The organism is Pseudomonas sp. TH34, from assembly GCF_016650865.1.
Taxonomy (GTDB): Bacteria; Pseudomonadota; Gammaproteobacteria; order Pseudomonadales; family Pseudomonadaceae; genus Aquipseudomonas; species Aquipseudomonas yamanorum.
Map to the genome: position 1 here is coordinate 206,424 of NZ_JAEKFB010000010.1, position 22,661 is coordinate 229,084.

General features: G+C 60.5%; 18 protein-coding genes. 10 read left to right on the forward strand and 8 right to left on the reverse strand.

From position 1 onward, the window contains the following. Positions 1–1,539, forward strand: a complete 1,539-nt coding sequence (gene glpD, locus JFU58_RS05855; protein WP_063027422.1) for a glycerol-3-phosphate dehydrogenase — start codon at positions 1–3, stop codon at positions 1,537–1,539. Between the two features lie 48 nt (positions 1,540–1,587). Here the strand turns inward: glpD and JFU58_RS05860 are convergent, their stop codons facing one another. Continuing rightward, a complete protein-coding gene (locus JFU58_RS05860; RefSeq protein WP_063027420.1) occupies positions 1,588–2,310 on the reverse strand; it encodes a tetratricopeptide repeat protein in 723 nt (240 codons plus the stop codon). 125 nt (positions 2,311–2,435) lie between these two features. Between JFU58_RS05860 and JFU58_RS05865 the strand changes: the two genes are divergently transcribed. The 8 genes from JFU58_RS05865 to JFU58_RS05900 all read left to right on the forward strand — a co-directional run bounded on the left by JFU58_RS05865 (position 2,436) and on the right by JFU58_RS05900 (position 12,021). Continuing rightward, positions 2,436–4,760 (forward strand): TonB-dependent receptor, encoded by a 2,325-nt coding sequence (locus JFU58_RS05865; RefSeq protein WP_201140055.1) that lies wholly within the window; start codon positions 2,436–2,438, stop codon positions 4,758–4,760. Positions 4,761–5,097: 337 nt separating this feature from the next. Next, positions 5,098–6,024, forward strand: coding sequence for a glutamate/aspartate ABC transporter substrate-binding protein (locus JFU58_RS05870; protein WP_063027416.1), 927 nt, complete (start codon positions 5,098–5,100; stop codon positions 6,022–6,024). A 194-nt stretch (positions 6,025–6,218) separates the two neighbouring features. After that, positions 6,219–6,965, forward strand: coding sequence for an amino acid ABC transporter permease (locus JFU58_RS05875; RefSeq protein ID WP_017480112.1), 747 nt, complete (start codon positions 6,219–6,221; stop codon positions 6,963–6,965). Continuing rightward, a complete protein-coding gene (locus tag JFU58_RS05880) occupies positions 6,965–7,636 on the forward strand; it encodes an ABC transporter permease subunit (RefSeq protein ID WP_043048812.1) in 672 nt (223 codons plus the stop codon). Before JFU58_RS05875 ends, JFU58_RS05880 begins: the two co-directional genes overlap by 1 nt. Further along, positions 7,633–8,367 (forward strand): amino acid ABC transporter ATP-binding protein, encoded by a 735-nt coding sequence (locus JFU58_RS05885; RefSeq protein WP_003208734.1) that lies wholly within the window; start codon positions 7,633–7,635, stop codon positions 8,365–8,367. The genes JFU58_RS05880 and JFU58_RS05885 overlap by 4 nt, the downstream gene beginning before the upstream one ends. Before the next feature lie 67 nt (positions 8,368–8,434). Then, on the forward strand, positions 8,435–10,336 hold the full coding sequence (locus tag JFU58_RS05890) for a sensor histidine kinase (RefSeq protein WP_063027412.1): 1,902 nt from the start codon (positions 8,435–8,437) through the stop codon (positions 10,334–10,336). Next, the gene (locus JFU58_RS05895; RefSeq protein ID WP_063027410.1) at positions 10,333–11,673 is read left to right on the forward strand and encodes a sigma-54-dependent transcriptional regulator; all 1,341 of its coding nucleotides are present in this window, start codon (positions 10,333–10,335) and stop codon (positions 11,671–11,673) included. The genes JFU58_RS05890 and JFU58_RS05895 overlap by 4 nt, the downstream gene beginning before the upstream one ends. An 18-nt stretch (positions 11,674–11,691) precedes the next feature. Then, positions 11,692–12,021, forward strand: a complete 330-nt coding sequence (locus JFU58_RS05900; protein ID WP_167410176.1) for a GlpM family protein — start codon at positions 11,692–11,694, stop codon at positions 12,019–12,021. Positions 12,022–12,895: 874 nt separating this feature from the next. Here the strand turns inward: JFU58_RS05900 and JFU58_RS05905 are convergent. Genes JFU58_RS05905 through JFU58_RS05930 form a run of 6 tightly spaced genes read right to left on the reverse strand, consistent with a single transcriptional unit; the run spans position 12,896 to position 20,156 of the window. After that, positions 12,896–14,293, reverse strand: a complete 1,398-nt coding sequence (locus tag JFU58_RS05905; protein WP_093205484.1) for a sigma-54-dependent transcriptional regulator — start codon at positions 14,291–14,293, stop codon at positions 12,896–12,898. After that, positions 14,283–16,061, reverse strand: coding sequence for a sensor histidine kinase (locus tag JFU58_RS05910; RefSeq protein ID WP_063027404.1), 1,779 nt, complete (start codon positions 16,059–16,061; stop codon positions 14,283–14,285). The genes JFU58_RS05905 and JFU58_RS05910 overlap by 11 nt, the downstream gene beginning before the upstream one ends. Beyond that, positions 16,061–17,185, reverse strand: coding sequence for a GNAT family N-acetyltransferase (locus JFU58_RS05915; RefSeq protein WP_017480104.1), 1,125 nt, complete (start codon positions 17,183–17,185; stop codon positions 16,061–16,063). The genes JFU58_RS05910 and JFU58_RS05915 overlap by 1 nt, the downstream gene beginning before the upstream one ends. 16 nt (positions 17,186–17,201) lie before the next feature. Beyond that, the gene (locus JFU58_RS05920; protein ID WP_063027402.1) at positions 17,202–18,068 is read right to left on the reverse strand and encodes an alpha/beta hydrolase; all 867 of its coding nucleotides are present in this window, start codon (positions 18,066–18,068) and stop codon (positions 17,202–17,204) included. Then, on the reverse strand, positions 18,065–19,459 hold the full coding sequence (locus JFU58_RS05925; RefSeq protein WP_003216473.1) for an aspartate aminotransferase family protein: 1,395 nt from the start codon (positions 19,457–19,459) through the stop codon (positions 18,065–18,067). Before JFU58_RS05925 ends, JFU58_RS05920 begins: the two co-directional genes overlap by 4 nt. Beyond that, positions 19,452–20,156 (reverse strand): MtnX-like HAD-IB family phosphatase, encoded by a 705-nt coding sequence (locus JFU58_RS05930; RefSeq protein WP_026078301.1) that lies wholly within the window; start codon positions 20,154–20,156, stop codon positions 19,452–19,454. Before JFU58_RS05930 ends, JFU58_RS05925 begins: the two co-directional genes overlap by 8 nt. Positions 20,157–20,385: 229 nt before the next feature. Here JFU58_RS05930 and JFU58_RS05935 point away from each other — a divergent pair, with 229 nt between their 5' ends. Continuing rightward, positions 20,386–21,156 (forward strand): MipA/OmpV family protein, encoded by a 771-nt coding sequence (locus tag JFU58_RS05935; RefSeq protein ID WP_063027400.1) that lies wholly within the window; start codon positions 20,386–20,388, stop codon positions 21,154–21,156. 831 nt (positions 21,157–21,987) lie between these two features. Here JFU58_RS05935 and JFU58_RS05940 read toward each other — a convergent pair. Next, entirely contained in the window at positions 21,988–22,644 is a 657-nt protein-coding gene (locus JFU58_RS05940) for a DsbA family oxidoreductase (protein WP_063027398.1), read from the reverse strand. Between the last annotated feature and the right edge of the window lie 17 nt (positions 22,645–22,661).

The following is a 22,661-nucleotide window of genomic DNA, read 5'->3' on the forward strand; positions in this document are numbered from 1 at the left end:
ATGAACCCTTCTACCTTGCCTGCCACACCGCTTGCCGAAGTCTATGACGTCGCCGTTATCGGTGGCGGGATCAATGGCGTCGGCATTGCAGCAGACGCAGCCGGTCGCGGTTTGTCGGTATTCCTTTGCGAAAAGGACGACCTGGCCAGCCACACCTCCTCCGCCAGCAGCAAGCTGATCCACGGTGGCCTGCGTTATTTGGAGCATTACGAATTCCGCCTGGTGCGCGAAGCCCTGGCTGAACGTGAGGTGCTGTTGGCCAAGGCCCCGCACATCGTCAAGCAGATGCGCTTTGTATTGCCACACCGCCCGCACCTGCGCCCAGCGTGGATGATTCGCGCCGGCCTCTTCCTGTATGACCACCTGGGCAAGCGGGAAAAACTCGAAGGTTCCAAGAGCCTCAAGTTCGGTCCCGACAGCCCGCTGAAAAGCGAAATCACCAAAGGCTTCGAATATTCCGATTGCTGGGTCGACGACGCCCGCCTCGTAGTACTCAACGCCATGGCCGCGCGGGAAAAGGGTGCGCATATCCACACCCAGACCCGTTGCGTCAGCGCGCACCGCAGCAAAGGCCTGTGGGAAATGAACATGGAACGCGCCGACGGCAGCCTGTTCTCGATCCGCGCCCGGGCACTGGTGAACGCAGCCGGCCCATGGGTCGCCAAGTTCATCAAGGATGACTTGAAGCTGGATTCGCCTTACGGCATCCGCCTGATCCAGGGCAGCCACCTGATCGTGCCGAAGCTGTATGAAGGCGCCCACGCGCACATCCTGCAGAACGAAGACCAGCGCATCGTCTTCACCATTCCGTACCTGAATCACCTGACCATCATCGGCACCACCGACCGCGAATACACCGGCGACCCGGCGAAAGTGGCGATTACTGAAGGTGAGACCGACTACATGCTCAATGTGGTCAATGCGCATTTCAAGAAGCAGCTGAGCCGCGATGACATCGTGCACACCTATTCCGGCGTGCGCCCGCTGTGCAACGACGAATCCGACAACCCGTCGGCCGTGACCCGCGACTACACCCTGGCGCTGTCGGGCACCTCGGGCGAGGCGCCACTGCTGTCGGTGTTTGGCGGCAAGCTGACCACCTACCGCAAGCTGGCCGAATCGGCGATGGCGCAACTGGCACCGTACTTCACGCAGATGCGCCCAAGCTGGACGGCTGCGGCCACCCTGCCCGGCGGCGAAAACATGAGCACGCCAGAAGCTCTGGCCGATGCGATTCGCAGCAAGTACGACTGGGTGCCAAGCGAGATTGCCCGCCGTTGGTCCACCACTTACGGCAGCCGCACCTGGCGTCTGCTGGAAGGCGTGCAGTCGCTGGCAGACATGGGCGACCACCTCGGTGGCGGCCTGTACACCCGCGAAGTCGACTACCTGTGCGCTGAAGAATGGGCCACGCAGCCCCAGGACATCCTGTGGCGCCGCAGCAAGCTGGGCCTGTTCACCACGCCGGAAGAACAGGAAAACGTACAACGCTACCTGTCCAAGGTTGAGCACAATCGCGGCAAAATCGAAGCCGCTTGATCGACCCGCTGTAAAAAAGCCCCTGCACCGAAAGGTCCAGGGGCTTTTTCATGCCTGGAGATGGCGCTGATAACGCAGGCCCATTTCACGAATACCGGAGAAGGCGGAGCTCACCAGCACCGGATAAGCCGCCTGCAGAAAGCCCGGTGTAGCCGTCGCAAGTGCCCGCTCCAGCCATAGGCAGGCCTGCTTCTCGTCGCCATCTTCCGCCAGCTCCGCGGCGTGGTTGTATTGCCCACGAAAATCCCCGGCCTCGGCGGAACGCTGATACCACTGCCGCGCCAGTTGAATATCCTTGGGCACCACGACGCCTTCATGGTGGAACCGCCCCACCAGGTTCATCGACTTGGCATGCCCCTTGGCCCCCGCCTGGCGAAACAGCTCATACGCCGCGACAAGGTCCTGCTCTACACCCCGACCGCGGGTCAGCAACTGGCCGTAGTTATACAAGCCCCAATCCAGCCCCAGATCGGCAGCCTTGCGGTAATGCTGCGCGGCATCGACCCAGTCAATTTCGCACCCCCAGCCATTCTCCAGGCAGCGCCCGATCATGTTGATCGCCATGGGGTGGCGCTGCCGTGCGGCAATGCGAAACCAGCTCAGCGCCAGCGCCTCATCCTTCTGCACGCCCCGGCCGTCAAGCAGCAGCTGGGCCAGGGTCGCCTGTGCATCCGCATCACCCAGTTGCGCGGCATGCATCACCCACCGCACATAGGCGCGCGGATTTTCACCGATGTCGGACGGCTCGCTGCCTGGCTGCGCAATCTGCATTACTGCCCCGAGTAGCGATCAAGGACCGCAAGAAGTTTCATGATTTATTTGGTTACAAAGTATTACATTTGAGATCACTTATCAATTACGATCGCATCTCACTAACACCAACAAGAGATAACTCAATGACTACCGGGATCAGTTCTGCCCCCCTTTCATCGCGGCATTTGCTCGCGTCGGCAGTGGGTTTGGCAGTGGCTGCGCAAGGAGGATTCAGTTATGCGGCGGAGACCGCACCAGATGACAACACAGGCGTCATTCAGCTCGGCGCGACCAGCATCGAAGGTCAGGCCCCAAGCCAGAGCGTCTACAACCCTGTGGCTCCTTCATCCCCCAAGTACACCGAGGCCCTGCGCGACACGCCGCAGACCATCACGGTGGTGCCCAAGGAAGTCATTCATGACCAGAACCTGCTGACCCTGCGCGACGTGCTCAGCACCGTGCCGGGCATCACGTTCGGGGCCGGCGAAGGTGGCAGCGGGTATGGCGACAGCATCAACCTGCGCGGCTTTTCCGCCAGCGGCGACATCTACGTGGACGGCGTACGTGACAGCGCGCAATACAGCCGCACCGACCCGTTCAACCTGGAACAGGTCGAAGTCGTCAGCGGGGCGAGCTCGGTGTACTCCGGTTCCGGTGCGGTCGGTGGCACCATCAACCTCGTGAGCAAGCAGCCAGAATTGCGCGACAAGACCACCATCAGCGCAGGCATTGGCACCGATAATTACAAACGCACCACTCTGGACACCAACCAGACGCTCAACGACACCACGGCGTTCCGCCTGAACCTGATGGCCCACGGTAACGATGTACCGGGGCGCGACTATGAAGATTACGAACGCTGGGGCATCGCGCCGTCTATCGCCTTTGGCATGGGCACGCCAACTCGCGTCACCGTCAGTTTCGAGCACCAGAAAGACAACAACACGCCGCAATACGGAATCCCCATCTACAACGGCAAGCCCATGCCGGGGGTGGGTTGGAGCGACTACTACGGCTACCACAACATCAATGACCAACAAATCACCTCGGATTCGTTCAGCCTGAAGCTCGAACACGACTTCAACGATGCAGTGTCCGTGCGCAACTTCACCCGCGTCGAGCGGATACGCCAGGACCTGCGCGCCTCAGGCCCCGAAGGTGCATTGACCGGCTGTCTGGCCAGCGGCACCCAGATCACCGGCGCCCCTTGCGCCGCGGGCCTGCAGCCGGGCTACTTCCAGCCAAGCGGCGGCTCACTGGGTAACGAGCGCAACACCCAGAACAAGATGTTCACCAACCAGACCGACGTCACCAGCCACTTCAGCACCGGTTTCATCGACCACACGCTGGTGACCGGTATCGCTATCAGCCGCGAAGAATACGAGGCGGATACCGGTAAATGGCTGACCAACGCCAACGGCAGCACCATCGTCCCACCACCGGTCAGCTACAGCGACCCGAACTCCGAATGGTCCGGCCCCGTCAACTTCACCCGGGCCGCCCACATTGACGGCGCGCTGAACAACCGCGCCGCCTATGCCTTCGACACGCTCAAGCTCAACCCGCAGTGGGAAATCAACGGCGGCCTGCGTTACGAGCACAACGCCGGCAGCTCGGTGACCAATGCCTATTCCAGCACTGGCGTGGAAACACCCGGTACTCGCTACGGCCAGGCGGATGACCTGACCTCCTACCGCCTGGCGCTGGTCTACAAACCGGTGGAAAACGGCAGCTTCTATATTGCCTACGGCAACAGCAAGACCCCGTCCCAAGCCAGCGTCAACGGGGGTTGCTACACCCCGGCCAAAAGCTCAGGCATCGCCACCAACAACTGCGACGTCGACCCGGAAACCGCCGTCAGCTATGAGATCGGCACCAAATGGGACCTGCTCGACAACGCCCTGTCGCTGACCGGCGCGATCTTCCGCAATGACCGCACCAACTACAAAGTCGCCGATAACGACCCGAGCAACCTCAGTGGCACGCAAACCCTCGACGGCAAGGCACGTGCCGATGGTGTGGCGCTGGGCCTGAGCGGCCAGCTTACTGACCGCTGGAAGGTCTTCGCCAACTACACCTACCTGAACACCCGCGTGCTGCGCAGCGCCAGCGATTACACCCTGGCGACCACCGGCCTCGACGTGCAGAAAGGTGAGCCGCTGACCTTCACCCCCAAACATGCGGCCAGCCTCTGGACGGTGTACGACCTGCCTTACGACTTCCAGGTGGGCTACGGCATCACGGCGCAAACCAAGCAGTACCTGGTCAGTGCCGCCGGGGCACCGACTTCGCCCGGCTATGCGGTGCAACGTGCGATGCTCGGCTACAAGGTCAACAAACAGCTGAACCTGCAGTTGAACGTCAACAACCTGTTCGACAAGGAGTATCTGACCCGCATCCGTAACAACGGTTGGGCGGTGCCCGGCGATGGCCGCGCCGCGGTTGTCTCGGCGGACTATACGTTCTGACAGAGCCACACCAAAAAGCCCCGGGAGCCACACGCCCCGGGGCTTTTTCATGGGCGATACAGGCTCGGCCTGCCATTCGGTTTTCCGAACACCGCACCCCGACTGATTCGGTTTGCCGGACCAGAGCGGGGTAAAAATCCCGTCACACAAAGTTAATCTCCATATAAATCATACCCTTAACCTTTTATTACTGGTCTGGCACGACTCATGCTCTACACTCGTAGGCGATTGCCTGAGGCGCCTCAGGAGCCGTCATGGGCATTCGCAGAACTGTTTATATAAAAACGTGGCCGTACCAACCGGTCTCATAAAAAAAACAAATGTCGAGGAAGTATTGATGCGCATCGTTCCCCATATCTTGGGCGCAGCTATCGCTGCTGCTCTGATCAGCACTCCAGTTTTCGCCGCCGAGCTCACCGGCACACTGAAGAAAATCAACGACTCCGGCACGATCACTCTCGCTCACCGCGACAGCTCCATTCCGTTTTCCTATATCGCGGATGGTTCGGGCAAACCCGTGGGCTACTCCCACGACATTCAGCTGGCTATCGTTGAAGCCCTGAAAAAAGACCTGAACAAACCCGACCTGAAGACCAAGTACAACCTGGTCACCTCGCAAACCCGTATCCCGCTGATCCAGAATGGCACCGCGGATATCGAGTGCGGCTCCACCACCAACAACGCCGAACGCGCCCAGCAGGTCGACTTCACCGTCAATATCTTCGAAATCGGCACCCGTCTGCTGGTCAAGAAAGACAAGGATGGCAAGCCGTCCTACAGCGATTTCGCTGACCTCAAAGGCAAGAACGTCGTGACCACCGCCGGCACCACGTCCGAGCGCATCATCAAGGCGATGAACGCCGACAAGCAGATGGGCATGAACGTCATCTCCGCCAAGGACCACGGTGAATCCTTCCAGATGCTGGAAAGCGGCCGCGCCGTCGCCTTCATGATGGACGACGCCCTGCTGGCCGGTGAAGAAGCCAAGGCCAAGAAGCCGGACGACTGGGTCATCACCGGTACTCCACAGTCCTTCGAAGCCTACGCGTGCATGGTTCGCAAAGACGACCCAGCCTTCAAGAAGGCCGTGGATGACGCCATCGTCGGCCTGTACAAATCCGGCGAGATCAACAAGATCTACAGCAAGTGGTTCGAGAGCCCGATTCCACCAAAAGGCCTGAACCTCAACTTCCCGATGAGCGACAAGGTGAAGGATCTGATCGCCAACCCAAGCGACAAGCCAGCGCCTGACGTAAAAATCTGATACCTGACTAAGCTTATGTCCTGAGGGAGCCAACCTCCCTCAGGCGTCTGTTACTACCTGCTGGCTTTAATTTTGGAACACTCGACCTGGCGGTTTTCGAGCAGATCGCGTGTGCCTGGCGTTCACCGTCGGGCGGGAAAGGATCTTCCCCAAGCGGGTGCTTGTACATCGATCGATCTCGAGGGGAGACCCTAATGAATTACAACTGGGACTGGGGCGTATTCTTCAAGTCCACCGGCGTTGGCAGCGAGACTTATCTCGACTGGTACATCTCCGGATTGGGCTGGACCATCGCCATCGCCGTCGTGGCATGGATTATCGCCTTGCTGCTGGGCTCCGTACTCGGCGTCATGCGCACCGTGCCAAACCGCATCGTATCGGGCATCGCGACCTGCTACGTGGAACTGTTTCGTAACGTGCCGCTGCTGGTTCAGCTGTTCATCTGGTATTTCCTGATACCCGACATGCTGCCGCAGAACCTGCAAGACTGGTACAAACAAGACCTCAACCCGACCACCTCGGCCTACCTGAGCGTTGTGGTGTGCCTGGGCCTGTTCACCGCCGCCCGTGTGTGCGAGCAAGTGCGCACCGGCATCCAGGCGTTACCACGTGGCCAGGAATCCGCCGCGCGCGCCATGGGCTTCAAGCTGCCGCAGATCTACTGGAACGTGCTGCTGCCCCAGGCCTACCGGATCATCATTCCGCCGCTTACCTCGGAATTCCTCAACGTCTTCAAGAACTCCTCCGTGGCGTCCTTGATCGGCCTGATGGAGTTGCTGGCGCAAACCAAACAGACCGCCGAGTTCTCGGCCAACCTGTTTGAGGCCTTCACCCTGGCCACGCTGATCTACTTCACCCTGAACATGAGCCTGATGCTGCTGATGCGCGTGGTCGAGAAGAAAGTCGCCGTGCCCGGCCTGATCTCTGTGGGGGGTAAATAATGGAATTCGATTTCAGTGGCATCATCCCCGCCATCCCGGGCCTGTGGAACGGCATGGTCATGACCTTGCAGTTGATGGTCATGGGCGTCGTCGGCGGCATCATCCTGGGCACGATCCTCGCGCTGATGCGCCTGTCGTCCAGCAAACTGCTGTCGCGCCTGGCCGGCGCCTACGTGAACTACTTCCGCTCGATCCCGCTGCTGTTGGTGATCACCTGGTTCTATCTGGCGGTACCGTTCGTGCTGCGCTGGATCACCGGCGAAGACACCCCGATCGGTGCGTTCACCTCCTGCGTCGTGGCCTTCATGATGTTCGAGGCGGCGTACTTCTGCGAAATCGTGCGGGCCGGCGTGCAGTCGATCCCCAAGGGCCAGATGGCCGCCGCGCAGGCCATGGGCATGACCTACGGCCAGACCATGCGCCTGATCATCCTGCCCCAGGCGTTCCGCAAGATGACCCCGTTGCTGCTGCAACAGTCGATCATCCTGTTCCAGGACACCTCGCTGGTCTACACCGTGGGCCTGGTGGATTTCCTCAACTCCGCCCGCTCCAACGGCGACATCATCGGCCGCTCCAATGAGTTCCTGATCTTCGCCGGTGTCGTCTACTTCATCATCAGCTTTTCCGCCTCGCTGCTGGTCAAGCGTCTGCAAAAAAGGTTTGCCGTATGATCTCTATCAAGAATATCAACAAGTGGTATGGCGACTTCCAGGTGCTGACCGATTGCAGCACCGAGGTTAAAAAAGGCGAAGTGATTGTGGTGTGCGGGCCGTCCGGCTCGGGCAAATCCACCCTGATCAAGTGCGTCAACGCCCTGGAGCCGTTCCAGAAAGGCGATGTGGTGGTTGATGGCACCTCCATCGCCGACCCGAAGACCAACCTGCCGAAACTGCGCTCGCGCGTCGGCATGGTGTTCCAGCACTTCGAGCTGTTTCCGCACCTGACCATCACCGAAAACCTGACCATCGCGCAGATCAAGGTGCTGGGCCGCAGCAAGGAAGAAGCCACCAAGAAGGGCCTGCAACTGCTGGAGCGCGTCGGCCTGTCGGCTCACGCCCACAAGCACCCGGGCCAGCTTTCCGGCGGCCAGCAACAGCGTGTGGCGATTGCCCGTGCGCTGGCGATGGACCCGATCGTCATGCTGTTCGACGAACCGACCTCGGCCCTCGACCCGGAAATGGTCAACGAAGTACTCGACGTGATGGTGCAGCTGGCCCAGGAAGGCATGACCATGATGTGCGTGACCCACGAAATGGGTTTCGCCCGCAAGGTAGCCGACCGGGTGATCTTCATGGACGCCGGCAAGATCATCGAAGACTGCCCGAAAGAGGAATTCTTCGGCGACATCAGCGCCCGCTCCGAGCGTGCGCAGCACTTCCTTGAGAAAATCCTGCAGCACTAAGCACTGCCCTGTTGTGGTGGGTCGGGCAACCCCACTCACCACAACTGGTTGACCCAAGGCATCTGTGATGAAATGCGACCCCAACCTCTTTCGCGCCGCGCCGCCATCACTTGCCGTGAAGCCTCGTCTGATTCGCCAGTTGTTCCTGCCGCCGCTGATTATCGCCCTGATGATCGGACTGGGTTACGTCGGCTTCTGGATCAGTGAGTTCTATGGGATCCGCACCCTCAGCGACACCGGCGAACGCCAGCTGGAATTGCACGCCCGCACCGTCGAGAGCGAACTCAGCAAATACACCTACCTGCCCAGTCTCCTGGAGCTGGAATCCAGCGTCTCCAAGCTGTTGGCGGATCCGAATCAAGAAACCCGCAAAACCGTCAACGACTACCTCGAAGGCCTGAACCGGCGCAGTCGCAGCCGGGCGATTTACGTGATGGATACCACCGGCCGCGTGCTGGCGACCAGTAACTGGCGCGACGCCGACAGTTACCAGGGTGAAGACCTGTCCTTCCGTGCCTATTTCCAGAATGCCGTGCGCGGCCAACCCGGCCGGTTCTACGGTATCGGCAGCACCAACGGCGAACCCGGCTATTACCTGGCCCATGGCCTGGAAGAACACGGCAAGATCATCGGCGTTGCCGTGGTCAAGGTACGCCTGGAAGCGCTCGAAGAGCGCTGGCAGCGGGCGCGCCTGGAGGCCTTCGTCAGTGACGAGAACGGCATCATCATTCTCTCCAGCGATCCGGCCCGTCGCCTCAAGTCCGTGCGACCACTGAGCGATGACACCAAGGACCGCCTCGCCCACAGCCTGCAATATTACTGGGCGACGCTCAACGAGCTGGAACCACTGGCCCGCGAGCGTCTCAATGAAGGCACCGAGAAGTTAACCTTCCCGGCCAACAGCGAAGTGGTGGCCGACGAGCATGAGGTCAGCTACCTGGCACAGACCCGCCCGCTGAACGACACCCCCTGGAATTTCACCCTGCTCACCCCGCTGAACGACCTGCGCCGGGCCGCCATCAACCAGGGAATCCTGGTGGCAGTGGCCTTTGCGCTGGTGGCATTCCTGCTGATTGCCTGGAACGAGCGGCGCAAGGTGATCGCCACCCGCCTCGCCGCCCGGGAAGCCCTGCAGGAAGCCAATAACCAGCTGGAACGACGGATTGCCGAACGCACCACCGACCTGCGGGCCAGCAACGAGCGGCTCAAGAGCCAGATTCGCGAGCGGCGCCAGGCCGAGGAAACCCTGCGCCGCGCCCAGGACGAACTGGTGCAGGCCGGCAAACTCGCGGCCATCGGCCAGATGTCCACCAGCATCGCCCATGAATTGAACCAGCCACTGGCCGCCCTGCGCACCCTGTCGGGCAACACCGTACGCTTCCTGGAGCGTGGGGCGCTGGACACCGCCAGTGCCAACCTCAAGACCATCAACGAACTGATCGACCGCATGGGCCGCATCACCGCCAGCCTGCGCTCCTTTGCCCGGCGCGGTGATGACCAGGGCGAAGCCAACCTGGGCAAGGCGGTGGACGCTACGTTCCAGATCCTCGGCAGTCGCCTGGAAACCTTGCCGCTGACGGTGCACCGCCACTTCACCAGTGCGCAATTGCAGATCGACCAGACGCGCCTGGAGCAGATCCTGGTCAACCTGATCGGCAACGCCCTGGACGCCATGCAGGCGCAACCGGCTCCCGAGCTGTGGCTGGAAGGCGACATCGTCGACGGCAAATACCGCCTGCAAGTGCGCGATAACGGCCACGGTATTGATCCCGAAGCCCGCAAGCATTTGTTCGAACCGTTCTTTACCACCAAACCCGGCGAACAGGGCCTGGGCCTGGGGCTGACGCTGTCGGCCAGCCTCGCGGCCGCCACCGGCGGCAACCTTGCCGTCGAGCATCCGGCCAGCGGTGGTACTGCCTTTGTCCTGAGTTTGCCGCTGGCGAGCCCTCAACAAGTCGAGTCGAAATGAACACAGAAAAAAATACCGACCTGACCGTCCTGATCGTCGAAGACGACCCCCATGTACTGCTCGGCTGCCAGCAAGCCCTGGCCCTGGAAGACATTCCCAGCGTGGGCGTGGCCAGTGCCGAAGAAGCCCTGACCCGTGTTGGCGAAAACTTCGCCGGCATCGTCATCAGCGATATTCGCCTGCCGGGCATTGACGGCCTGGAGCTGCTGACTCGCCTCAAAGCCTTGGATAAAAGCTTGCCGGTGGTGCTGATCACTGGCCACGGCGACATCTCCATGGCCGTGGGCGCGATGCGCAACGGCGCCTATGACTTCATGGAAAAACCCTTCTCGCCCGAGCGTCTGGTGGACGTTGCCCGTCGCGCCCTGGAGCAACGCGGGCTGGCTCGGGAAGTCTGGTCGCTGCGTCGGCAACTGGCCGAGCGCGACTCCCTGGAAGGCCGAATCATCGGCCGCTCCCCGGCCATGCAAAACCTGCGGGAGTTGATCGCCAACGTCGCCGACACCTCGGCTAACGTGCTGATCGAAGGCGAGACCGGCACCGGCAAGGAACTGGTCGCCCGTTGCCTGCATGATTTCAGCCGGCGTCATTCCCACCAGTTCGTTGCCTTGAACTGCGGTGGCCTGCCGGAGAACCTATTCGAAAGCGAAATCTTCGGCCACGAAGCCAACGCATTTACCGGCGCCGGCAAGCGCCGCATCGGCAAGATCGAACATGCCCACGAAGGCACGCTGTTCCTCGACGAAGTGGAAAGCATGCCGATGAACCTGCAGATCAAACTGCTGCGGGTGTTGCAGGAGCGCACCCTGGAACGCCTGGGTTCGAACCAGAGCGTGGCCGTGGATTGCCGGGTGATCGCCGCCACCAAGTCCGACCTCGACGACCTGAGCCGCGCCAACCAATTCCGCAGCGACCTGTACTACCGCCTCAACGTGGTAACCCTGGAACTGCCGCCCCTGCGCGAGCGCCGGGAAGACATCCTGCAATTGTTCGAACACTTCCTGCAGCAGTCGTCCCTGCGTTTCGACCGCACCGCGCCGGACCTCGATAATCAGACCCTGTCCAACCTCATGAGCCACGACTGGCCGGGCAACGTGCGGGAACTGCGCAACGTGGCCGAGCGGTTTGCCCTGGGTTTGCCGGCGTTTAAAAAGAGCGGCGCCAGCAGCGGCAACCACGGTTTGGCCTTTACCGAAGCGGTGGAGGCGTTCGAGCGCAACCTGCTCAATGACGCGTTGCAGCGCAGCGGCGGCAACCTGACCCAGGCCAGCCAGGAACTGGGGATGGCCAAGACCACGTTGTTCGACAAGGTCAAGAAATACGGGCTGAGCCACTAGGAGCGCATTGTGGATTTATTGCTGAAGGCAGCGTTGGGCGCGGGGGTGGTGTTGATTCTGGCTGCGCTGGCCAAGACCAAGAACTACTACATCGCCGGGTTGGTGCCGCTGTTTCCGACGTTCGCGTTGATTGCGCATTACATTGTTGGCAAGGGTCGGTCGGTGGAGGATTTGAAGACCACCATCGTGTTCGGGATGTGGTCGATTATTCCGTACTTTGTGTACCTGGCGACGTTGTATGTGATGGTTGACCGGATGCGTCTGGAGGCTTCGCTGGCGGTGGCGGCGGTGGCGTGGCTGATGGCGGCTACGGTGTTGGTCAGCGTGTGGGTCCGGGTACACGCCTGACATACGCCTATCAAAAATGTGGAGCTGGGTGGGTGTGTATATCCGTTATTTAGGTAACGGCCGCTATTGGTTCCGCTCTTACAGCGGCTCACTTTTGAAGAGCGCAAAAGTAAGCAAAACGCTCTTGCCCCACCACTCGGCACCTCGCCTAGGCTCGGTGTCCCCTCACTCCGGCTTTGGACCGTGGGCCGCCGTCATGGGCCATCCCTGGCCCAGGACGGCTAACCCGGCGTCCTGCCGGGTTACCCACGCTCCAAAGCCTGCGTTCGGCCAGCGTGGTTTAACGGGGCGCCTAAGATCAAAAGCAGATCAAGAGCACAGCGGCCTCCCGGCCGGCTTGAGTGTTTTAGAGCAACAGCAAAATCAAAAGCTAAAGCGGGCACGGTTCAAATGTGGGAGCTGGCTTGCCTGCGATGGCATCACCTCGGTGTGCCTGAAAGACCGAGTTGTCTGCATCGCAGGCAAGCCAGCTCCCACAGAAAAGCAAAGCTGCATCAGCTTCAGATTTGGCTTTCGCTCTGGCTTTTGATCTGGCTTTTAACACTCAAGCCGGCCGGGAGGCCGCTGTGCTCTTGCTTTTGATCTTGATCTGACTGCCCCAATAAGCCCGAGGCCGAACGCAGGTATTGCGGAGCGGGTAAACCGGCAGGACGCCGGTTTAGCCGCGCCGGGCCATGGATGGCCCGTCGCGGCGGCCCGCGGAGCAATGCCGGAGTGAGGGGACACCGAGCCTAGGCGAGGTGCCGACAGGCGGGGCAGAGCCCTTTGCTTACTTTGGGGCTTTTCCAAAGTGAGCCGCTGTAAGAGCGGAACCATAAGTCGCCGTTACCTAAATAACGGATATGTACTCCCCCCCAAAAACGCTCAGCGCCCCCTAGCGAACAATCTTGTCCACCTGAATCCCCAGCTTCTTCAACCGATACCAAAAACTGCGCTCAGAAATCCCGATCTTCTGCGCCGCCGCAGCCTGCACCCCATTGCTCTCCTGCAACGCGGCCATGATGTATGCCTTCTCCACCTCGGCCAGCGCCGCATCCAGGTCGTGCGGCACCCCCGGCCCGTTACTGAGTATCGCGCCCACCCCATCCTCAGCAGGCTTCGAAGCAAACAGATACGCCGGCAAATCAATGTCCTCGATCACCGGCGTCGCCGCAACGATGGTCGCCCGCTCCACACAGTTCTGCAGCTCGCGAATATTGCCCGGCCAGGAATACGCCGCCATGGCCTGCAATGCCTCAGGGCTAAAACCGGTGATGCGTTTACCCGCCGTAGCACTCAAGGTCTGGGCAAAGTGCCGAGCCAGCGGCGCAATGTCTTCCACTCGCTCACGCAGGGCCGGCAGCGGAATCGGGAATACATTGAGACGGTAGTAAAGGTCTTCACGAAACTCTTTGTTCGCCACCGCATCCAGCAAATTCTTGTTGGTGGCGGCGATCACCCGCACGTCCACCTTGCGCTCCCGCGGGTCGCCCACCGGCTCGATCACCCGCTCCTGCAAGGCCCGCAGGATTTTCGCCTGCAGCGCCAACGGCATGTCACCCACTTCATCCAGAAACAGTGTGCCCTTGTCCGCCTGCTGGAAGCGCCCGACCCGGTCCGCCACGGCGCCGGTGAAGGCGCCCTTGCGGTGGCCGAACATCTCGCTTTCCAGCAAGCCTTCTGGAATCGCCGCGCAGTTGACCGCCACAAACGGCTTGTCGGCACGGTTGCCGTGTTTGTGGATGGCACGGGCGACCATCTCTTTGCCGGTGCCGCTTTCGCCCGTCAGCAGCACCGTCGCGTTGCTGTCGCGCACCGAGTCCACGGCGTGCAGCACGCGGCGAAACGCCGGGCTGTCGCCCACCAGGCTGTCGAACTGCGCCTGCTCATCCAGTTCGGCACGCATGCGTGCGTTGTCGCGCATGATGTCGCGAAACTGCAGGGCCTTGGCCACGGTGATGTCCAGCTCGTCGATGTCGAACGGCTTGGCGATGTAGTCGTAGGCGCCGTTGCGCATCGACTGCACCGCGTTTTTCACGGTGCTGTAGGCGGTCATCACGATCACCGGCAGGTGGGGGTAACGCACCTTGATTTCCGCCAGCAGCGCCGGCCCGTCCATGCCGGGCATGCGCCAGTCGCTGATCACCAGGTCGATGTCTTCCTGCTCCAGCACCTTGAGCGCGTGCAGGCCGTTGCCGGCGGTAAACACCTGGATCCCGCTCTGGCTCAAGGCCGACGAGAGCAAGTCACAGAGCTTGGGTTCGTCATCGACTACCAATACGTTATGCGTCATCACCATCCTCATCATCGCCGTCGTCTGCACCCTGAGCCGGAATGTACAGGCTGAAGGTGGCGCCGGCATCTTTCTCGCTGACACATTCGATGCTGCCGTCATGACTTTCCATGATCGAGAAGACTTTGGCCAGACCCAAGCCGGTACCCGAGGCCTTGGTGGTGACGAATGGCGTGAAGATCCGCTCGATCATGTCCGACGGAATGCCCTCGCCGGTATCGGCGATGCTGATCACCGTGTTGCCATTCACACTGCGGATGCCCAGGGTCAGGCGGCCGCCTTCGGGCATGGCATCGATGGCGTTGAGAATCAGGTTGAGGCACGCCTGCTTGAGCTGCTTGGCATCGGCGTAGATCGTCGCGCCGGGGGCCTGGTCATCGATATGGGCGTCGATGTTATGGGTCGACAACTCTGGCCCGCAGAAGCCGAGGATCTCCTCCACCACCGGCCGTGCCGCTTGCACAGTGCGCAACGGCGCGCTGGGTTTGGCGAAGTCGAGGAATTCGGTGATCAGGTCGTTGATTCGGCTGACCTCACTGATCACGTATTCGAGGTGGCGCTTGTCGGTTTCCGGCAAATCGGCGCGGCGGTGCAGCAACTGGGTGGCGGTCTTGATAATGCCCAGCGGGTTGCGAATTTCGTGGGCCAGGCCCATGGCCACTTCGCCCAGGGCATGCAGGCGGTCACGGCGGCGCAGCTGCGCTTCCAGGTGATGCAACTCACCGAGGCGCTCGGTCATGTGGTTGAAGGTGCTGCTCAGTTGCGCCAGCTCGTCGCCGCCGCTGACCGCCACACGGTGCTGATAGTTGCCCGAGATCACCGCACTGACGCCTTCGGACAGATCCCGCAACGGCCGGGTCAGGCGCTGGGACACCAACATGCCGGCACCGAGCGACAGCGCCGAGCTGAGCAGGAAGATCAACACGAACAGATTGCTCTGGTTCACCAGGCCCACCAGGCTGGTGTGCCGCAGCAAGCCACTGAAGATCACCCCTTGCAGCTCGCCGGCATCATTGAAGATCGGCCAGTACAAACCGCTGTAGTTACTGGTGAACTGTTCGCTGGGCTGCTTGGTACTGCGCAGCGCGGCTTCGATACTCGAAGGAATCCGGTTGGGGTGATCGACGAAGCGCTGAGTGGAGAAAATCTCCGAGAAACCGCTGGGGTTGGCCAGGTACAAACGCAGGTCCAGGGAGTGCACATCGGCCACACTGGTCAGGAAACTGCTGTCCAGGTACGTGGCCACCAGCAGTTGATAGTCGACACCGTCCTCGCTGGTTTCAAAAGTGGACACCACCACGCCCGTGGTCACGCCCGCCACCTGGACTGTCTGCAACACCGCATTACTCGCCAGGTTGATTTGCTTGACGATGTCGTCGGCGGCGGTGGTGAACACGATCTTGTGGTCACTGCTGCGGATCAACGCGACCACGTCGATGTCGGTGGCGGCGGCAATGTCGGCGGTCAGCTTGTCGTGCTTGGCGGCCTGGCGCGAAGAAGGCGGTTTGGTGTAGCGCAGGAACAGCTGGGCGACCCGGGCGTTGTCGTGGAGGATGTCGCCGATCTCGTCCTTGACGATCTTGGTCGATTCCTGCAGCCAGATACGCACGTTGCTGTCGAAAATCTGCGACAACGTCGTCGCGGCAAGCTCCGCCGCGATCATCGTCGGAATCACGGTGACCAGCCAGAACGCCAACACCAGCTTGCGCTGGACGCTCCAACGCGAAATGGCAAAGGGGCGGGCTTTTGGGCGGGTCTTGTTGATCATCAGGTTTCGCTTATCGCAGCAGCCATGGCAGGGTCGGATCGATCCGGTCGGAGAAACACTTTTGCTACAAACAGCGCACGGTTGACCAGCCAGTTACGGTGGCGGAAAAACATGCTGTTGCCCTGAAACTCGCAGCCCAGCAGCAGCTTGCTGGCATAGCCGGCCTGACCGCATTCATATAACGCAATATTGTTGCGAATGCAGTACTCGACATTGGTTAGCCAACTGCGCACGGCCAGGTTGTATTCGCGGCTGTAATCACTGTCTTCGCCGAAAAACTTGTCAATCAGGCGATCCTGGTTGAGCAGGATCAGGTTGAACGCCACCAGTTGCTCGTCCACCCAATAAAGCACACAGACCGCACGTTCTTGCAGCTGTTCAAGGATACCGGTGAAATAGCCTGCCGGCAGTCGCTCGAACTGCAGGTCGGAGCGTTCCAGGGTGGCCTCATACAACGCCATGATGCGCGGCAATACATCGTCGATATTACGTCGCCACTCAACGCGAGGGCTTGGCGCACGCAGTTTGCGGCGCAAGTCCTTGCGGGTGGCTTTGTCCAGGGAACCCAGGTAGGCGTCCACTGAACCAAAAGGGATTGGCAACAAAGCCGTTGGCAGGCTGGGCATGCTCTGGAAGCCCGCGCCAAGGCAGCTGTTTGACCAGGCTTCATCCTTGGTCGGTGCGTCCTTGACCGCCACCAGCCCAACACCCAATGTATCGGCATCCTGGCGCGCGGCAGCGAGCAATTGCGCAAGCAACGCCTCGCGCCCTGATTCGGGAACGTGGCTGGCGATACCCGCATTGCACTGTTCTGCCACCGGCGAACCGATGGCATACAGGCCCAACTTCAAAACACCCGGCCACAGTCGCTCCAGGCGCTCGGTAAAGCGCTTACCTACGCCCGACACTGTCGTGTCGAGGCGATAACGCGTGATGAACGCCGGCGCGACCGCTACCAGCGTTGCATCGTCAAACACCGCAAGATAGCGCCACTGAAAATCATCGATAGCGGCATTTTCCACGGCCACGTAATAGTCCCAATCCTCCAGGGCATCGGGAAAACAGTCGTTCCAGGCACTGCGTTCGATGGCCCGAATGGTCGAAAAGGCTTGGGCGGTAATCACGTCTGATCCTTAGGGTTCAAGCCAACTGTCGATAATCTTCAGGAGCCTCTGTGGCATGTGCGTGTTGCTCGACAAACTCGGCACTCAACTCGATCACCCGGCGGTATTGCAGGTCGACGGTGATCATGTGGTAGCAGTTGTCCAGCAGGATCTTGGTCACGGGGCCGCCGAGGTGGCGTTCCACGTAATCGGCGTTCCAGCGGCTGGTGATGTCATCCTCGATGGAGTGCAGCACCAGGGCCGGGGTCTTGATCGACGGCATGAGTTTCTTCACCACGGCGTTCATCCAGTGCAACTCACGCACCGTGACGCCCTCCATGGTCAACAGCCCCGCCTCGCTGCTCTCCCCTTCCTTCATCTGCCGCTCGACGATCGCCCGAAGGCGCTCGTTCTTGATGCCATAGGGCGGCTTCTCAGTGAAACGGAACAGGCGCACACCGAAGGGAATGCGGATCAGCAAGGGCGTGATGAATGCCATCTTGTTGATGCTCCAGCCGTCGTACTTCAACGTGGTGGAGTACATCAACAAGCCCGCGACCTGGCCCGGGAACTGCGACGCCACGTACATCGACATCACCGCGCCCATCGACAGACCGCCGACAAACACCTGCTCGTGACGCTGTTTCACGCCAACGAACGTCTTGCGTACGCCCTCGTACCAGTCCTGCCAGCCAGTGGCTTGCAGGTCGCTGTTGTCCCCGCAGTGCCCGGCCAGGGTCGGCACGTACACCGTGCAGTTACCGGCCTTGGCCAAACCCTGGGCCACCCGACGGAGTTCCGTCGGGGTGCCCGTCAGGCCGTGGATCAACAGGATCCCGACCGGACCGCTACCGAGAACGAAGCCGGCATCACCTTCACCGAGGTCGATCTCGTGGCTGATCACCGTTTGGTCGCTCGCACAAGCAGTTGCTCGAGCAGCTTCAGGCCCAGGTCGATTTCCGGGTAGCTGATTTCCAGCGATGGAGCCAGGGTGATCACGTTTTTGTAGTAGCCGCCCACGTCGAGGATCAGGCCGAGTTTCTGACCGTCAACCACCATGTCGCCCTTCATGCCTTCCTCGACCATGTAGTCCAGGGTCGCCTTGTCCGGAGTGAAACCGTCCGGGCCGCAGATTTCGCAGCGCAAGGCCAGGCCCAGGCCATCGACGTCGCCGATGATCGGGAAGCGCTTCTGCAGCTCTTGCAGGCCGGCCAGGAAGTATTTGCCCTTGGCCATGACCATCGCGCCGTAGTCGACTTCGCTGGTCATCTTGAACATTTCCAGGCCTACCGCGGTGCCCAACGGGTTCGACGCGAAGGTGGAGTGAGTGGAGCCTGGCGGGAAAATCTTAGGGTTGATCAACTCTTCCTTGGCCCAGATGCCGCCCAGCGGGTTCAGGCCGTTGGTCAGTGCCTTGCCGAAGACGATCACGTCAGGTTTGACGTCGAAGTGTTCGATCGACCACAGCTTGCCGGTACGCCAGAAGCCCATCTGGATTTCGTCGACGACCATCAGGATGCCGTGCTGGTCGAGGACCTGCTTGAGCTCGCTGTAGAAGTTCATCGGCGGGATTACGTAGCCGCCCGTGCCTTGGATCGGCTCGACGTAGAAGGCCGCGTATTCGCTCTGGCCGACTTTCGGGTCCCACACGCCGTTGTATTCAGTTTCGAACAGACGGGCGAACTGCTGCACGCAGTGGCTGCCGTATTCTTCCTTGGTCATGCCTTTCGGGCCACGGAAGTGGTACGGGAACGGGATGAAGTTGGCGCGCTCGCCGAAGTGGCCGTAGCGACGACGGTAGCGGTAGCTCGAGGTGATCGACGAAGCGCCGAGGGTACGGCCGTGGTAGCCGCCTTCGAAGGCGAACATCAGGCTCTTGCCGTTGGTGGCGTTACGCACAACCTTCAGGGAGTCTTCGATGGACTGCGAACCGCCCACGTTGAAGTGCACGCGACCGTCGAGGCCGAATTTTTTCTTGGCGTCGACTGCGATCATTTCCGACAGCTCGATCTTGCCTTTGTGCAGGTACTGGCTGGCGATTTGCGGCAGGGTGTCGATCTGCTGTTTCAGCGCGTTGTTCAGGCGCGGGTTGGCGTAACCGAAGTTAACGGCCGAGTACCACATTTGCAGGTCGAGGTAAGCCTGGTCTTCGGTGTCCCACACGTAGGAGCCTTCGCAACGGCTGAAAATACGCGGAGGGTCGATGTAGTGAACGGTATCGCCGTAGGAGCAGTACTTGGCTTCTTTATCCAGAAGAACCTGGTCTTCTGCGGTAGCGATGCGGATATCAGACATGGTGGAAGAGTTCCTGATTGTCGGAAGAGGTGCTGAAAGCGTTGGCGTTGGCGGCGATGCCCTGAGGCAGCTTGGCCAGCAATGCCGGCAGTTCGGCGAAGGTGTCGAACCGCGCGTAAGGAATGTTGTTGGTTTCGCAGTAATCGGCCAGGCTGGCCTTGGCGAAGACGAAGTCGGCGGTGGAGGCCACGCACATGTCGGACTTGCCGTCGCCGATCACCAGCACGCGCTTGTTGCGCGGCGTGGACTTGCACTTGCAGTTGCCGGAAGCAGCACGGCAGGCGTCGCTGGAATACGGGAAGTCGATGCGCCAGCTGTTCTGGTCGACCTGGCGGAGGCGGTTGGCGAGGATTGGCAGCAAGGTCACATAGTTGCGCGACAGAATCCGCGCGATGCCTTGTTCGATGCCATCGCTGACCACTTCAATGGAAGCGCCCAGGCCCATGACATGGTCGACGAAGTCCGGGAAGTCCGGGTCGATCTCCACACTGTCGAAATACGCCAGCAACTCGGCCGGGGTTGCCTTGATCAGCGCCAGTTGACGGCTCAGGCATTCGCGCGAACCGATGTGCCCATCCAGCCATTCCTGCTCGATGGTTTCCCACTCTGGGCCGGCGAAGCGTTGGAGGACGTTGTCGATGACGTCGGTGGGAGTGATGGTCCCGTCGAAGTCACACACGATATGCCATTGGATCATCTGCATTTACCTATGAAGTAGGAACGCGCTGTTGCGCTTGCAGGGGATAGAGCATAGAGCGTGCCAAGTGCCACCATCCCCCGTTTTCAAAGGGTTTGGCGGGTATCGACGTGTAGTTGTGTCGAAACCGGCTACAATTTTTGTAGCTTGCTACAACCTAGATGAGTGCTTGCCTAAGGCAGGGCGTTTGCGCGTTCATGCGCGCATGTTCACAAAAGGATATGGCTTCATGTTCAGGGTTACTTTTGCTGTATTTGCCGGTTTATTTGGACTGTGGAGTGTTTCGAGCGCGGCGCTGGCGGACGGGATTACCGGTGAAGCGGGCGTGGGCGTCAGCTATCAACCCCATGATCCGACGGGCAGCCGCTACGAAACGCAGCCGATTCCTTATTTCGACCTGGATTGGGGGAGTGTCAGCCTGGGTAGCGACGATGGGCTGACCTGGAGTGCCCTCAATACCCATGGCTTTACTGCCGGGCCTTATATCAACTACTTGCCGGGGCGGACGGCGAACGGTTCGTTGCGGGGCTTGCGGGACGTTCCGGATATGGCGGAGGTTGGGGGGTTCATTCAGTACGCTCCGGCTGAGTTCTGGCGGGTGTATGCACAGGTGGGTCAGGCCGTGGGCGGTGGGCATGATCAAAGTGGGGTGGTGGGTAAGCTCGGCGGGGAGTTGGGGTATCCGATGGGCCGCGGGATTATCGGCAGCACCGGTTTGATGGCGCATTTCGCCGATGCTCGGCAGGCGCAGACGTTTTTTGGGGTGGATGCCAATGAGGCTGCGGCTTCGGGGTTTCGGCCGTACAACGCCAGTGCCGGGTTTCAGAACCTGACGTTGACGCAGAGTTTTGAGTTTCCCCTGGATGCGAAGTGGTCGCTGTTGACCAGTGCCAGCTGGATTCACTTGGTGGGGTCGGCGGCCAATAGCAGTATCGTCAAGGAGACCGGGGATGTGAATCAGGGGCAGGTGCAGGGGGCTATCAGCTACAAGTTTGATTGAGCTGGGGGGGGCATATCCGTTGCTGCGGTAACGGCCTCCTATGGTTCCGCTCTTACAGCGGCTCACTTTTGAACAGCGCAAAAGTAAGCAAAACGCTCTTGCCCCACCACTCGGCACCTCGCCTAGGCTCGGTGTGCCCTCACTCCGGCTTTGGACCGTGGGCCGCCGCGATGGGCCATCCATGGCCCAGCGCGGCTAACCCGGCGTCCTGCCGGGTTACCCACGCTCCAAAGCCTGCGTTCGGCCAGCGTGGTTTAACGGGGCGCCTAAGATCAAGATCAAAAGCAAGATCAACAGCAAGAACACAGCGGCCTACCGGCCGGCTTGAGTGTTGAAGAGCAAAATCAAAATCTAAAGCGGGCACGGTCAAATGTGGGAGCTGGCTTGCCTGCGATGGCATCACCTCGGTGTATCTGAAGAACCGAGGTGTCTGCATCGCAGGCAAGCCAGCTCCCACAGAAAAGCAGAGCTGCATCAGCTTCAGATTTGGCTTTCGCTCTGGATTTTGTCTTTGCTTTTAACACTCAAGCCGGCCGGGAGGCCGCTGTGCTCTTGCTTTTGATTTTGATCTGACTGCCCCAATAAGCCCGAGGCCGAACGCAGGCAGTGCGGAGCGGGTAAACCGGCAGGACGCCGGTTTAGCCGCGCCGGGCCATGGATGGCCCGTCGCGGCGGCCCGCGGAGCAATGCCGGAGTGAGGGAACACCGAGCCTAAGCGAGGTGCCGACAGGCGGGGCAGAGCGTTTTGGTTACTTTTGCGCTTTTCAAAAGTGACCCGCTGTAAGAGCGGAACCATAGGAGGCCGTTACCGCAGCAACGGATATGCCCCCATCACCCCCTGCCAGCCTCACTGATAATCTGCCGAATCGCCCCAACAAAAGCCTCAGCCGGCTGCCCGCCACTCACCGCATACTGATCGTTGAACACGATCGTAGGCACAGAAGTCACCCCACGAGAAACCCACAACTGCTCCTGCTCCCGCACCTCGGCGGCATATTCATCCGAAGCCAGAATCGCTTCAGCCCGTACCCGGTCCAACCCGACACCCTCGGCAATCCCCGCCAACGTCCCGTGATCCGACGGATCCTGCTGATCCGTAAAGTACGCCTTGAACAGCGCTTCCTTAAGGTTGTACTGCAACCCCTCAAGCCCCGCCCAATGCAACAGACGATGCGCATCAAACGTGTTGTAGATACGACTCTGCCCGTCGGTACGAAACGCAAAACCCAACTCCGCACCCATATCACGAATCCGCGCCCGGTTAGCCTGGGACTGCTCAGCCGTGGAACCGTACTTTTCGGTGATGTGCTCGGTAATGTTCTGCCCTTCAGCAGCCATGTTCGGGTTCAGCTCAAAAGGCTGGAAATGAATCTCGGCCTGCACCTCCGGACCCAGTTGGTCCAGGGCCTCGGTCAAGCCACGCAGGCCAATGATGCACCAGGGACACGACACGTCGCTGACGAAATCGATTTTCAGGGGAGTACTCATGACTAGGCAACCTCGCT